This window comes from Olivibacter sp. CPCC 100613, assembly GCF_036959255.1.
GTDB lineage: Bacteria > Bacteroidota > Bacteroidia > Sphingobacteriales > Sphingobacteriaceae > Olivibacter.
In genome coordinates, this window is sequence record NZ_JAWMTI010000022.1 from 1 (window position 1) to 13005 (window position 13005).

Annotated in this window: 15 protein-coding genes and 1 pseudogene; 13 read left to right on the forward strand and 3 right to left on the reverse strand. The window is 39.2% G+C overall.

Annotated elements, in window-relative coordinates; genetic code table 11:
- Both RYH73_RS26365 and RYH73_RS26370 read left to right on the forward strand, forming a co-directional pair.
- Nucleotides 1-920: RHS repeat-associated core domain-containing protein (locus tag RYH73_RS26365; protein ID WP_335316433.1), on the forward strand; the 920-nt coding region annotated here is incomplete at its 5' end.
- 1 nt (nt 921) lies between these two features.
- Nucleotides 922-1410, forward strand: a complete 489-nt coding sequence (locus RYH73_RS26370) for a hypothetical protein (protein ID WP_335316434.1) — start codon at nt 922-924, stop codon at nt 1408-1410.
- A gap of 174 nt (nt 1411-1584) precedes the next feature.
- On the opposite strand, the gene RYH73_RS26375 is transcribed toward RYH73_RS26370, so the two are convergent.
- Nucleotides 1585-1911 carry a type II toxin-antitoxin system RelE/ParE family toxin gene (locus RYH73_RS26375; protein ID WP_335316435.1) on the reverse strand — a complete coding sequence of 109 codons (327 nt, stop codon included), beginning with the start codon at nt 1909-1911 and terminating at the stop codon, nt 1585-1587.
- Nucleotides 1901-2134 (reverse strand): hypothetical protein, encoded by a 234-nt coding sequence (locus RYH73_RS26380; protein WP_335316436.1) that lies wholly within the window; start codon nt 2132-2134, stop codon nt 1901-1903. The genes RYH73_RS26375 and RYH73_RS26380 overlap by 11 nt, the downstream gene beginning before the upstream one ends.
- A 304-nt stretch (nt 2135-2438) precedes the next feature.
- On the opposite strand from RYH73_RS26380, the pseudogene RYH73_RS26755 reads away from it, so the two are divergent.
- The 8 genes and pseudogenes from RYH73_RS26755 to RYH73_RS26415 form a co-directional block, all read left to right on the forward strand.
- Nucleotides 2439-2585 (forward strand): annotated as a pseudogene (locus RYH73_RS26755) (RHS repeat-associated core domain-containing protein); the annotation flags it as partial.
- Nucleotides 2562-3185 carry a hypothetical protein gene (locus tag RYH73_RS26385; RefSeq protein ID WP_442946151.1) on the forward strand — a complete coding sequence of 208 codons (624 nt, stop codon included), beginning with the start codon at nt 2562-2564 and terminating at the stop codon, nt 3183-3185. The pseudogene RYH73_RS26755 and the gene RYH73_RS26385, both read left to right, overlap by 24 nt.
- Nucleotides 3172-3609: a hypothetical protein gene (locus RYH73_RS26390; protein ID WP_335316437.1), complete on the forward strand. Its 438-nt coding sequence runs from the start codon at nt 3172-3174 to the stop codon at nt 3607-3609. The genes RYH73_RS26385 and RYH73_RS26390 overlap by 14 nt, the downstream gene beginning before the upstream one ends.
- A 67-nt stretch (nt 3610-3676) precedes the next feature.
- Nucleotides 3677-4435: a hypothetical protein gene (locus RYH73_RS26395; RefSeq protein WP_442946152.1), complete on the forward strand. Its 759-nt coding sequence runs from the start codon at nt 3677-3679 to the stop codon at nt 4433-4435.
- Between the two features lie 41 nt (nt 4436-4476).
- Nucleotides 4477-4914, forward strand: a complete 438-nt coding sequence (locus tag RYH73_RS26400; RefSeq protein ID WP_335316438.1) for a hypothetical protein — start codon at nt 4477-4479, stop codon at nt 4912-4914.
- Nucleotides 4915-5283: 369 nt separating this feature from the next.
- A complete protein-coding gene (locus RYH73_RS26405) occupies nt 5284-5778 on the forward strand; it encodes a hypothetical protein (protein WP_335316439.1) in 495 nt (164 codons plus the stop codon).
- Nucleotides 5779-5951: 173 nt separating this feature from the next.
- Complete coding sequence (locus tag RYH73_RS26410) at nt 5952-6092, forward strand: hypothetical protein (protein WP_335316440.1); 141 nt, start codon at nt 5952-5954, stop codon at nt 6090-6092.
- Nucleotides 6093-6395: 303 nt separating this feature from the next.
- Nucleotides 6396-6590, forward strand: coding sequence for a hypothetical protein (locus RYH73_RS26415; RefSeq protein ID WP_335316441.1), 195 nt, complete (start codon nt 6396-6398; stop codon nt 6588-6590).
- A gap of 382 nt (nt 6591-6972) precedes the next feature.
- On the opposite strand, the gene RYH73_RS26420 is transcribed toward RYH73_RS26415, so the two are convergent.
- On the reverse strand, nt 6973-7152 hold the full coding sequence (locus tag RYH73_RS26420) for a hypothetical protein (RefSeq protein ID WP_335316442.1): 180 nt from the start codon (nt 7150-7152) through the stop codon (nt 6973-6975).
- 680 nt (nt 7153-7832) lie between these two features.
- Between RYH73_RS26420 and RYH73_RS26425 the strand changes: the two genes are divergently transcribed.
- The 3 genes from RYH73_RS26425 to RYH73_RS26435 form a co-directional block, all read left to right on the forward strand.
- Entirely contained in the window at nt 7833-8822 is a 990-nt protein-coding gene (locus RYH73_RS26425) for a hypothetical protein (protein ID WP_335316443.1), read from the forward strand.
- A gap of 4 nt (nt 8823-8826) precedes the next feature.
- Entirely contained in the window at nt 8827-9597 is a 771-nt protein-coding gene (locus RYH73_RS26430; RefSeq protein ID WP_335316444.1) for a hypothetical protein, read from the forward strand.
- A gap of 26 nt (nt 9598-9623) precedes the next feature.
- Nucleotides 9624-13005, forward strand: a 3382-nt coding sequence (locus tag RYH73_RS26435) for an RHS repeat domain-containing protein (protein ID WP_335316445.1), incomplete at its 3' end; no start/stop codon positions are given.

The following is a 13005-nucleotide window of genomic DNA, read 5'->3' on the forward strand; positions in this document are numbered from 1 at the left end:
CACCGAACTTCACAGCGGATTACTATCCCTTCGGGTTGCAGTACCAGGCGGAGGTGCGTGTTGGATCACCGAAAAATAACTATCTTTACAACGGGAAGGAATACCAGGACAAGCTGAAGCAGTACGATTACGGCGCAAGGTTCTATGATCCGGTAATTGGCAGGTGGGGAAGCGTGGATCCATTGGCGGAGCAGATGAGACGATGGTCGCCATACAACTATGGCTTCAATAATCCGATCAGGTTTATTGATCCAGATGGAATGGCCCCCGGAGATTTTTTTGATATTAATGGTAACAAGATTGGCACTGACGGGATAGATGATAAGATGAAATATGTTGTTACAAATAAGCAGGAGGCTACGTCTGTGGCCAAAACAGATAAGAATGGGGGAGTAACATCAGCAGGAAGCTTGACATCAGCAGTTGCTCTTCCTAGTGATGCAGCATTAAGAGAGAGTTTTGACGTTTTAGCGAGAACTATGGCTAATGGTGGGTTAAAAGAAGAGTCTTCTGTCGTTCTAAAAAATGGCATGTCTGTTGGAGGGAAACAAGGTGGAGAGCCAAGTATTTCCAACGGAGTCCAAACAGCAACTACAAGTTTGCCAAAGTTGCCTGGCGGATATGGGACGGCAGAAGCTTCTATCCATTCGCATCCAACGACAGTGGCAGTAGATGGTAATATGGTGTATCCACAATCGGCAACGCTACCTTCCTCGCAGGATAATGCAACATTTAAGCAATTCGATAGAAACATTATAGTAGGACCATTAGGTACTCTTAAACCGGGGAGCGCTACTATCGATGCGAATGGAACATTAACTGTACCTAGCAGGCCTAATGGAATAGTGATTTACGATCGGAACACCAACCCGATCATCCAATTAGAAAATAAAGCAGTAGTAAGAATGTTGAGGAACTAAGATGAAAAGGAAGTATATATTGTTATTATTAAGTATGTGCAGTTGTTTTTTGCTTTTTGCACAGGATAAAGGAAATACAGATATTGACTTTGTGATCTGTATAAATGGCGATATTGCTAAAACTATCTACCGGCCTCAAATTGTTGTATCTGATTCTGAGTCAGCTACAAAATCTTTATCTATATCTTACCATCCAGGTAGTTTGTTTTTAGAAAAAGCCGACTTGAATTACCTTTTATCTTTAGATGACGATAAAAAAATATTATTAAAGTTTGATTACTATCAACAGAGTACCAAGGGAGAGCAAAAGGTAAACAACTATGAAATTGATATGGGTAAAGAGTGGCTACGACAGAAGTTTATGATATTGTACATCTATGATACAGATAGAAAAGAATATAAAGGAAAAATAAAACCGATTAAGGGAAGGTGCTACACGTTTGAACTCGATTATCCGGGAGGACAGATGATCAGGTTGAGGCAAAGGTAGCTGCTGATAGTATGAAGATAGTTTTTAAAGCCCAGCCACTGCGCTGGGCTTTTTTACTTTAATATAGCCTGCAACTTGCTCTTGGCAAGGAAGGCATCGAGCAGTGCAAATACGTATTCCTGCTCACCTGCTTCCAGCTTTTCAATCAATTGAACCCGGAAAAATTCGGCAATGTTAGGGGATAGATCGGAAAATCTGGTCAAGTTCTTTATCTGTAACAGTACTTTTTTCGGATTTGTCGTAGATTGACGTAAGGTAAACAGTACTACCAGTAATTTTCAAATAAGTGATTACTCTAGCTCCGCCCGATTTGCCCTTTCCTTTGGATGCAATAGCTAGGCGGATTTTATAGAAGTTATTACCAAGAGCGGTTCCCTGTTCCGGATTATCGTCTAGACTTATCATCAGTTCAGTCAGATCCTTTTTTAAGGAAGGGTATTTTTTAGCTAGTCTTTTTGCCTGTCTCTCAAAAAGGGGAATAGAGGAAATATTATAGTTCATTCAGTAATTCTTGCAAGGGACGGGCCTTTAGCTTTCCCTGTTCCACCAATTTAAGTTCCTGAACAGCTTCTTTGAGCTCCCGCAAAATTTGCTCTTTGGTCGGTTCCTCATACTCTAACTCTTCCAAGTCAGTATATCGTTTTTTGAGTTCCTTCCATTCATTTATTGGAATATAGACACCAGTGGCTTTGCCTTTGCTGTCTTGTATTATCTGTAATCTCATATTTATGCAAAGCTTTATTATTCTGTCACTTCTGTAATACAAAATTACGTAAATAAAACACATAAAAAAAATTGAATGCGCCTAACAGTATTTTTTGAAACCGCGTGCCAATAGACTCTTCTGAGGCTATCTTTGGTGCGACAGATGATCATTCCAACCGTGCACTAATCGGAACGAAGAACGAAAAAACAGCCTTGTAAATACTGTACAAAAAACTAACTTTGGGGAAAGAAGAGTTCTTTGATAACAACCTGAACCAGCGGTAGGAAAATCTGCGGTAAACGTAAAAATCTGCAAAAGGACGTACGATTACGGAGCAAGGTTCTATGATCCGGTTATTGGCAGGTGGGGAAGTGTAGATCCGCTGGCGGAGCAAGGAAGAAGGTGGAGCTCGTACAGTTATGCCTTTGATAACCCGATACGCTTCGTGGATCCTGATGGCATGTGGCCAGATGGACCGCCAAGTTTGGTGAGAAGGGCTTTTGATTATGTTGTAAATACGGCAAAGCAAGCGATATATAATGCTGTTGCGAATACAGTTGAATCTGTCAAAGAGGGAGCGAAGTCGGAAGCGAAAAGATGGGATATGTCTGTAAGCAGTAATGTTGAAGGCAAAATCACTATGGGACCAAGAATTAGCGCTGGAGCGAAAGGACTATTCGACGGAGATGCGAATGCAGGATCTATTACATTGATTTCTGCCAAAGCTGAAGCGGATTCTAAATCTGGTGTTAAGAGCGATTTTAATTATCTCATGAAAGATGATAAATATGAAATAAGTTTTGGGGGAGGGGGAGATATTGCCGGAGGTGTATACGGTAATTATAGCGAAGTCAGGGACAGAAAAGGAAATGCTATTGAGAAGACAATTGATGGTGGAGTAAATATAGCACCAATACAGACAAAGGCGGAAATTAAGAAGTCCGATGGTACATTTAAACCGGAGGCTAATATTTTTATGGGTCCCTCCTTTACAGCCGGATTTATCTTTAATTTTAGTGGGTCAGCTAATCTTGGTGTAAAAATAATCAGAAGAAATGATGAAGACTAGCTATACAGAACTTGGAAAAAATATATTTAAATATATCCAAATAGTTTCTATTTTGTTTTCCCTGCTTTTAATTGTCGTTTTGATAGTCACCGGAAGTTCATTTTACTTTTCGGTGCTTTTTGTCATCTCTATTGTTTTATTGAACTTATATTGGAATATTTTTAAGGACATTAAGTGGAACACTAAGTGTTTTGTGATTGATAGCCTTTTTAGAAAGAAAATTGAAAAAGCAGAAGATTTCTTAAAAATAGAAAGAATTTTCTTTAACATCTCCAAGATTAAGTTTAGAAACAAAGAGTATTACTATGTCGAGGAACTTGCCTCAATATTTACCAGCTCATTCTATATTAAAAAAACAGCCTTTATTAAAGCTAGTATCCAACCTGAAATATTGGATACTTATGTGGAAAATAACGATCATTAAAACAATATAAAATACATACGATTACGGGGCAAGGTTCTATGATCCGGTTATCGGAAGATGGGGAACGGTGGATCCTAGTGCTGGGAAATATATAACAATATCACCATACAACTATGCGGTTAATAATCCAGTTAAATACATTGGTCCTGATGGTAAAGATTTTATTTTAAGTATTACAAGAGATAAGGAAGGTAATATAACGAATGTTAATGTTTCAGCTACAGTTTATATTACTGGAGAAGGAGCCAACGAACAGCGCGCTAACGAACTGAATGATTTTTCCTCTAGTTTTTTCAAACAGCAGAATAAAAGTAATGTTTCATTTAACATAAATTACGTATATAGAAAAAATGCCAATAAAAAATCGTTACAACAAGGAGAGAATATTTTAACATTTAAAGTTGATGGGGAGAACGGTAAAAACCATCGGTCATCGGTAGCGGGATTCCTTATTGGAAATCGGCATTTCACGGGACAAACTGGTGATGTATATGGGAAGGGAAGTAGTAACTTCACTGTACTTCATGAATCTTTACATTTGATAGGCCTAAGTGATCGATATCAAGATAAAGAAAATAGCTTTACAAAAAAATGGTACTCTGAGCCAGATGAAGGGTTTGAAAGAGATATTATGGGGTACCATGGCGGAAAATCCTTTGATGCCAATTATGGAAAATACTATTTCGATGCAGCTAAATTTTATTCGGACAAGTACGGTAAGGATAGAGTTCCTTTAAGGAGAATGGTTGATATGGACGGTCATCTTAAAAAAACGCCATATGAGGAAGGCGGTTATCACTTGAATGTACCAACAGATAAAAATTAAATATGTCGAATCGATTCTTTTGTTTAGTATTAGTGATTTTGATGTCTTGTAGAGATGATAAAGTTCCCAATGTCTCGGCAAACCAGCTATATGAGGGGAGAGGGTTGTTGTATTTCCGTTACCCAGTTTCCGGCGCAACTTACCAGATGGTATTTATACCTAATGGAAAGAAGATCGAAAACCTCGCCGAATTAGCGAGCCGTGATCTAGCACAAGGGTGTTATGTTTGGATAAACAATAGAAACTATCTTAGTGAGATACTTTCTAATAGGAAAGAAGTCTATCCAACTAACTATAAAGACGAGCCAAATTTGCAATGGAGAGCATTAAATTATGTCAATGTGTATATTAAAATGCGAGTTGACGAGAAAAATATTAATTCTGTTACAGATACGTTGGTGTTCGACAAAAAAGAGGTACACTTTAAATATTTTATTCCTTATGGGATTGAATTATATTCCTTAGCAATTATAAAGTGATATGGATAGCGGATATTTAATCAAATTATTACCATCATTGATGCTTTTGGTTGGAGGGATCATCGCGCGATATTCTTTTGGAGTTACTTTTAATCTTGCTTGGTTTAATCTCCTCGATAATCTGGATTTACAGATTGAATTAAAGGTGAAAGAATTTGAAAGATATTGGAAAGGTAAACATCCAGAATTTTACAACAGAGCTTAGTTGGAGATTTCGGACCACAGAACCCTAGATTCCATTCCGGATTGACCAGCTTAACCGAATTGAAGAAGAACCTGGAAATATGATGCTATCATGTTATGGGCTGGTTTTTGGGCGGTCAGATTTTTCCGTAATGACCCAATACCGTCAGAATACATAATAAATTAATGGAATTAGTAGAAATAAAAGGTCTTTTTGAGATGGATTTTGGTTCGCCATCACCAATAATATTGTCAAACGATAATGAGCTTTTTATTGCCTTTTATGCAGATAAACAGAATTCATCGACCATTCCTCAAGAGCGTAATACCATTTATGATACTGGTATTTTTGCTTTGAAATTTAAAGTGTATTTAAAATATATATTTGGATTGCCAGGGGAAGAAACAATACAGGGACATCCATATAGTAAGCTTGGTATGAAGTCTTATTCATTTTATGAGCTCAAAAATTCCGATTTAATTAAATCACTGCAGGATATAGAAAAAGTACACCCACAATACAATCCCAAGAAATGGGAAATGTATAGACATTTTATATTAACATTTCACGACAATATGTTTGAATGTATCGCTCAGGATTTTGAAATTAGAGAAGAAAATACATCAATTTATAATCAAGCAGCAGTAATGCTTAATGAATTGTCAGTAAAGCATTTTTAGGTTCAAAGAACGAAGGTGTTTTAAGCCTACAATAGCGCGCTTTTTTATTTTCACATCAAGAAATCTTGCTTGCTTTGATAAAGTGGTCAACGGTAGTGAGCAGGCATTCCTTTTCGGGCAATGTTGCAATATCCTGAAACCTCTTTAGCATAGCAGGGTCGGTATATTAAGAGGTGGATACGGGTAACCCACACTATATTGGCAAATTGGATCCAAATGGGATGTGGATTGAGCGGATTGATGGTTGGTCGACTAGCGATCCAGCTGAAATAGCCGCTTTTCTGCAAGAGCAGGAGGTAAACGCCAGTGGGTAAGATGATCCTAAAAAGAAGCCAGAGCGAAAGCCTGTTGATAACACACGTTTGCCAACAATTGTACTTCCTGATTCTATTGTGCTCGAGGAGGCAGTAGTTAATGCTTGGCGGGTTACTAGATTGGCTGTCTCTTCTGGTGCGATTTTTCTATTGAGAGAAATAGGAGGTGCGATTCTTTGTAGGAGCAGCAGCATATGAAATATATGACAACTACGATAGCCGTATTAAGGAAACAAAACCTATTACTCAGGATAATACACGGGTTGCGAATCCCGTAATTAGGCGAGTAAAGAAATAAATAAAATGAAAAAAAGAGAGCTTTGGTCTAAAATAGCTAATTATTCGGCGATTGCGGCTGCAATAATGGTAATATTAAGCAGGTTTTTTAGAAAATACCTAGAAGGTGTTATGGATATCATTTTTTTGATGGGATTGATAGCGTGTATGCTTTTTATAGTTGCTGAAATAATGAAATTTTTATTGAAGAAAAGGAATTGAATGTATGACTCCGAAGAAATGGCACCAAATCAGCTTGTTTAATAAAGTAGTTTCTATTTTTTTGATTCTAAACATTGTATTGAAAATTATTAATGATAAGTTGTTGAATCAATCTATTCCCGAAGATATAATAGGCTATTTGTTTTGGTTGAGCCTAGGTATTTATTTGGGCTTTCAGTTATGTAAGTATCTAGTCTTTAAGAAAGAAAGGGAATAGTCGATATAGTAACTACTTGTTTAAGGAGGCCCATTCGTACCAACGATGGGCCTTATTGCGTATGGGCTTGTTGTAACCAGGTGTCACGTATGACGGTATAGATGAGGAAAAACAGCTTCTCTTTAACGGTGAAGTTAAGGTTCTCAATCTCCTGTAATCGCTACCTCAATAACCACTCGTATAAAATATCAGCTGGGTGCCTGCTTTATACAGTGAAGAAGTGTCACTGCCATACAGGCGTACTTCACTTTCTTCAACGGTACCTCCTCGTTGCACAACCGTTCGGGTACCTTCAGGCCCTATAATCTGGTTATAGCTGTAAGCGAATCGAGGGTTATTAACCAATCCGGCAACCTTTAATACAACCGCATACTGATCCGGACTGTTATCGTAATATGCTGACTTGACAATTGCAAATTGTCTTTTGAGAATCGTGTCAATATCTCTAACGGTATTGGCTGCGGTACTCGGATTATTCAGTACCCCATTGACAACATCGAGACCTTTAGCTTTCCTGACCTGATGCTCATTTTGAAAGGTTGAACTGCCAACATAACTGAAATTTAGTAATTTATATTCGAGGTTTTAATCTCCTTTTTTGTTTAAGAAAGAGGGGCAGGAATCTGTACAGTATAAGGTGGTTATTTCATTTTTATCGACTTAATGCGACGTTTGTTACAAAATGCTCATTACCTGATAAAGCCAAAGCTGCACTGTATAATATATACATCGAATTTAAACAATTGTTGATTAATAATTAAAATAAATTTTTCGGATATCAAAGTTGTTGTTTATTTTTACATCGAACAACTAAACCTGTTTGTTATGCGGAATACAACTTGAACCCTGATTTCAATTTTTTGATTTTTTTTTTGTATCGAAGCGTAAGGAGGATGCGTTTTTGCGTCTCTTTTGGTTATTCGGACACCTAAATCTCTTCTGTCTTTATTTCAAAAAAATGCTAAACGAAAGATAATTAGCAGGTTTACTTAATAGGTAAATAATAGTAATAAATAGTTGAAAATATGAAAATAAAATTCGCTGCACTCATTTTATTAATGGGGTTCTCTTTGGCATCCTATGCACAGAATACATTTCCTACGACTGGAAATGTGGGGATCGGTACTACCTCTCCAACGGATTTGCTGCAACTTAATCATGGGACCGCTCGAAAGGGTATAAGTATCGTTGGTGATGGTGACGGTAGTGCTTACTCAGACATCACCTTTAAGATTAACGATGTATCGGCAATACCAAATGGTGCAACTTGGGCATGGACAATGAGCCATCGGCGAGACGGGTATTTTTCATCCAGCGCTTTTCCGGGATCTTCAATCGAATTTTACGGTCTTCGAAAAGGTGGAGGCTACTATGCTCCCCTCAGCTTTAAATCAAACGGCGACGTGATCTTGGCTTCACCAAAAAATGCACCCAGTGGCAATGTAGGTATCGGTACCACGAATCCCACATCAAAACTGACAATCGACGGTAATATCAATGGCTGGCTGATCAGCAGTAAAGCAACAGTTACCAGTGCAGGTGAGTATAACGGCATCAAGCTGCTCACGGGATATCCGAACGATACCAACAAATGGGCAGCAGTAGTGGCAACAGCAGAAGATCTTCATAGCAATTCAACAGGCCTGGCTTTATATTCCAGCGCTTCCGAAAGGGTACGCATTGCGGGAAATGGAAATGTAGGGATTGGCACTACAAGCCCACAGGCTAAATTAGCCGTTAATGGCAACATTCTGGCGAAAGAAATCAAAGTGAAAACCGATATATCGGTTCCGGACTATGTCTTTGAACCGGATTATAAAATGTATTCACTTGCCGAAATCGAAAATTATGTAAAAGAACACAAGCATTTACCTGAAATTCCGTCGGCAAAAAAAATCGGTGAGGACGGCTTGGATTTAGGCGAAATGAATCTCTTGCTTTTGAAGAAAGTGGAGGAGCTGACCTTGCATCTGATTGAATTGGAAAAGCGATTAGCGGATGTAGAAAAGGAATAAGGAGATGATACAAAAGATAAAGACCCTAATTTGTTTAGGCTATTTGCTGATTACAGTGGCCTATGCACAAACGAGCAATAGCTTTCCGGCTACCGGCGATGCTTCGTTGGGCTGGAATAACCGATTGAAAGTAGGAACAGGATCTGTACAGCATCCATCCATATTAGAAAATAATTGGACTAGGATGATCGTCGGACATAATATTTATTGGAATAGCGGTACGGCGCGATGGATCGTAGAAGGTGGTGGTAGTTCTGATTTCAGTATGATCCGATTTGAGAATGGTGGTGGGATCGGCTTTTTCGGAAGAGTCCATACCGCAAATGGTTACAGCTTAACAAATCAGGAGCTCGAAACCTATCGCTATATGTATATCAATAATTCAGGCAATGTTGGCATTGGCACAGCAAGCCCACAAGCGAAATTGGCTGTAAAAGGGAATATCCTGGCAGAACAGATCAAGGTTACCAATAACATAGCCGTTCCGGATTATGTGTTCGAACCAGATTATGAATTGCAGCCGCTGACAGAGGTTGAGCGCTATGTAAAAGAACACAAGCATCTACCCGAAATTCCATCGGCGAAAACAATCGGCAAAGAAGGCCTGGATCTGGCGGAAATGAATCTGCTCTTGCTGAAGAAGGTGGAGGAACTGACCTTGCATGCAATAGCAAACGAAAAGGCAGGAAAGGAACAGCAACTTTTGATTAGAAAACAAGAAAAGGCTATTGCTCAATTGACCAAACGTATCGAATGCCTAGAATCCCTGAAGTAAACAAATAAGTGCAATAAATCTTTTATATGAAGCATTATTATATTAGCGCAATTTTTCTTTTTATTTTTTCCACAGGGGTCCAGGGGCAGCAAGAAAGCGGAGCAAATAGAGTTAGCCTCCCGTCCATCCAAAACCCGCAGGCCGCTAGTCTAGGAAAATTCGGAATGTACCCGGTGGCCGAATACACAGGTGTAATTCCGATCAATATCCCCCTGTTTGAAATTGATGTAAAGGGATATAAAATACCTTTCTCACTTTCTTACCACGCTTCGGGAATCAAGCTGGAGCAAATGGAAACAGAAGTGGGGTTAGGCTGGAGTTTATCGGGCGTTGGCGTGATCAGCCGATCTGTTATCGGTGTTCCTGATGAAAAGGCGGGAGGTAGCTATAGTATTATTCCCAAAACCGGACCGCAATTAGTCAATGAAGCAAGTGGCGCCACCTCTCAGTCTGAGATTATGTCCAAGAGAGTATGGTTAAGGGCCATTACCGAGGGAAAAGGAGAGGATACACATACAGACATTTATTTTTACAATTTACCGAAAGCCACGGGCAAATTTATTGTAAATAATAAAAACCAATATTATACGATTCCTTACGCACCTATTAAAATTGATAGAGGCACGGTTTTATCTAACCTTTATAATTCTTACCCTTTTATACTGAAGGATGAAGAGGGGGCAGTGTATGAATTTAACAGTTATACTTATTCGGTGCCCGACAATTTTGAACCGTTGCAGGGAAACGCCGTTATAAGCAGTTGGTATGTAGACAAAATATCGCTACCGCATTGCAATGAGGTTATAAATTTTCAATATAATGAGGTTTTTAACTTGGAAGGTACAATGTACCAGGAGCAGAGCATTGGCTATACCCCTAATGCTGACGGCACTTTAACGGCTCTCGGAGGATCGCTTTCATCATCGTCCGGAAATATCAATCACAAAACCTATTTAGTCAGCCAAATTACATATGGTAGCGGTAAAGTTGTTTTTAACTATAAGGATTCTCCGAACCTGACAGTATCCCGCTCAAAATTCCTGGATGAAATCTTGATATATAATAAAGCAAATGAGCTGGTCAAAAAACTAACATTTAAATATGAAATACCATCTTCCAGAGTGAAATTAACAGCGGTAACTATGGTCGATTTGATTACCCCTGCGTTAAGTGGCGTATACAAAATTTCATATAATAACCTTCATTTTCCAAGTAGAAATAACGGCTATGGATTTCAAAGTGACTATTGGGGATATTATAATAAAGGAGGAAATACTTCGTATATTCCTAGAATTCAGGTGAAAAAATCATCTATCGGTATATTTTCGGTTGCGCCTTGGGGGTATCAACAAGATCAAACCTATTCTATCGGTACCGCCAATAGAGCAGTGGATACCAACTTTAATCGGGCGGAGATGATTTCCAAGATCGTCTATCCGACGGGAGGTTATACGGAATTTGCTTTTGAGGCTAACCGGATATTTGAGCAAGAGATCACAAGTCCGGATGTGACACATTGGTTTGGGGGAGGGACGAGTGGAAAGGGAAGTGCCACGAAAAGCGAGAACGTTTACCTGTTCTCTTATGACGCAGAAAACGTTGCAAAATATAACACGCAACCTAAACTCGATCTTACCTTTGGACCGCCTACGCCAATTAACGGTGCTGTACGGGACTATACACAATTGGTGACGTTAAAGGACCTCACGAGCAATAAAGTAATACTAACAAAATGGCATGACGCTAACCCGGCATTACCTCTTCAATTTTCAAAAGATTTAAGTTTAGAAGTGGGACACAATTATGAGCTAAGGGTAACGGTTTATGGTGTAAGCTCTTATACTAACGGTTATATGACATCAACGGTAGACGCTTCTGTTAGCTGGATCAGTAATGCGAATATCTTGGGCGATGTCGAAAAGATCGTAGGAGGGCAACGAATTAAAAGTGTCAAAAGTTACAATCACGATGGCGTTCTTACCAATAGCGAAGAATATCGGTACGGCACCAATGAAAGCGGTGTCGGAACGTCACTTTTTGATCCTAAAATTTTCTATAAGAATTATCTCGACCAAAAAATGTACACTTTTTGGGGAAGCAACGGTAATTTACCATCGCCAACAAGTAGGGTCAATTACTGGCAAAGAAAATATTTTGGAATAGGCGAGTATTCCAGTGTAGGATTGAACGGGTGCCCTGCCTTTTACAGTCAGGTTACTCGGTATACCCATTCAAATAATGGTACTTCGAAATTTAAGGAGGTACGGAATTATAAGCTCAATAACAGCAAAACCTATGAATCAGTTGACTACTTAAATTCAAAAAATTACGGTGCTTATTCATTTTTGCTTTTTAATCCCGTTCCGGTTAGCGAAATATCCTACAACAACCTCAATCAGCCTGTTTTTAAAAAGGAGCGGTCGTACTCGTATTTTAAGGGGGCGGTCTTCACCCCTGCCTTAGTGTTTGAGGACTATTATTTTGAAGTCCCCACCTATGGATTACCTGGGGGCTATATCCTCGAACCTAATATCTCGACAGAATTTAAATTTACAGGTTCGAATTTACGGACCGAGGTTCAACTCCCGATAAAGGAGTTGGAAAAAATGTACACGTTTTCAAATGGAACAATACAAGATAGTGTTGTTCAAATCAAGGACTTTGAGTATACCGCTGCCTATGTAATTCAACCATCGTTGATAAAACAGTCTGACTCTAGATCAGGAGTTACTCAGATCAGAAACTATTATCCGGATGATATATCGTCTACAACCTTAAATGGAGGTAATTTGACGGCAGAACAGTTAAGTGCCATTCAACTTTTGAAAAATAATAGCAGTCATCGGGTTGCCATGCCAATCCAGACGGAGGTATACAACAATAGCAGCTTGGTTTCAATGCAAAGGAACCTTTATGGAAATTTTAGCGGCCAATCTCGCCTCAGTAAGGTAATCGAGAAAAACAGACCGTCCTCCTCTTTTAATACGCTGGCTGACTATCTGTCTTATGATATCTATGGTAATCCATTGGAAATAAAGCAAAAAGAAGGGACTAGTGCTGTCTACCTGTGGGGTTATAATGGGCAATACCCGATTGCTAAAATTGAGAATGCAACCTATGCGCAGGTGCTGACTGCTCTAGGCAGCAATAACAGTACAATTATTTCCCAGTTAAATTCCGCGACAGTAACTGAGGCTTTTGTCCGAAGTACTGTTCAAACTCTTCGGGCAGCGTTGACAAATGCGTTTGTAAGTACCTATACCTATAAGCCATTGGTTGGTATGAGCAGTGCCACGGATCCGTCGGGCAGAACGGTGTATTACAACTACGACGGCTTTGGAAGGTTGAAGGAGGTGAAGGACACCCAGAGCAAGACGACGGATACCTACGAATACCATTACCGCAACC

Bases quoted from the DNA above. Each gene is read 5' to 3' on its own strand.
- RYH73_RS26405 (WP_335316439.1), top strand. From the start codon at position 5,284: ATGGAATTAGTAGAAATAAAAGGTCTTTTTGAGATGGATTTTGGTTCG.
- RYH73_RS26390 (WP_335316437.1), top strand. From the start codon at position 3,172: ATGATGAAGACTAGCTATACAGAACTTGGAAAAAATATATTTAAATAT.
- RYH73_RS26415 (WP_335316441.1), top strand. From the start codon at position 6,396: ATGAAAAAAAGAGAGCTTTGGTCTAAAATAGCTAATTATTCGGCGATT.
- RYH73_RS26380 (WP_335316436.1), bottom strand. From the start codon at position 2,134: ATGAGATTACAGATAATACAAGACAGCAAAGGCAAAGCCACTGGTGTC.
- RYH73_RS26430 (WP_335316444.1), top strand. From the start codon at position 8,827: ATGATACAAAAGATAAAGACCCTAATTTGTTTAGGCTATTTGCTGATT.
- RYH73_RS26400 (WP_335316438.1), top strand. From the start codon at position 4,477: ATGTCTTGTAGAGATGATAAAGTTCCCAATGTCTCGGCAAACCAGCTA.
- RYH73_RS26375 (WP_335316435.1), bottom strand. From the start codon at position 1,911: ATGAACTATAATATTTCCTCTATTCCCCTTTTTGAGAGACAGGCAAAA.
- RYH73_RS26370 (WP_335316434.1), top strand. From the start codon at position 922: ATGAAAAGGAAGTATATATTGTTATTATTAAGTATGTGCAGTTGTTTT.
- RYH73_RS26425 (WP_335316443.1), top strand. From the start codon at position 7,833: ATGAAAATAAAATTCGCTGCACTCATTTTATTAATGGGGTTCTCTTTG.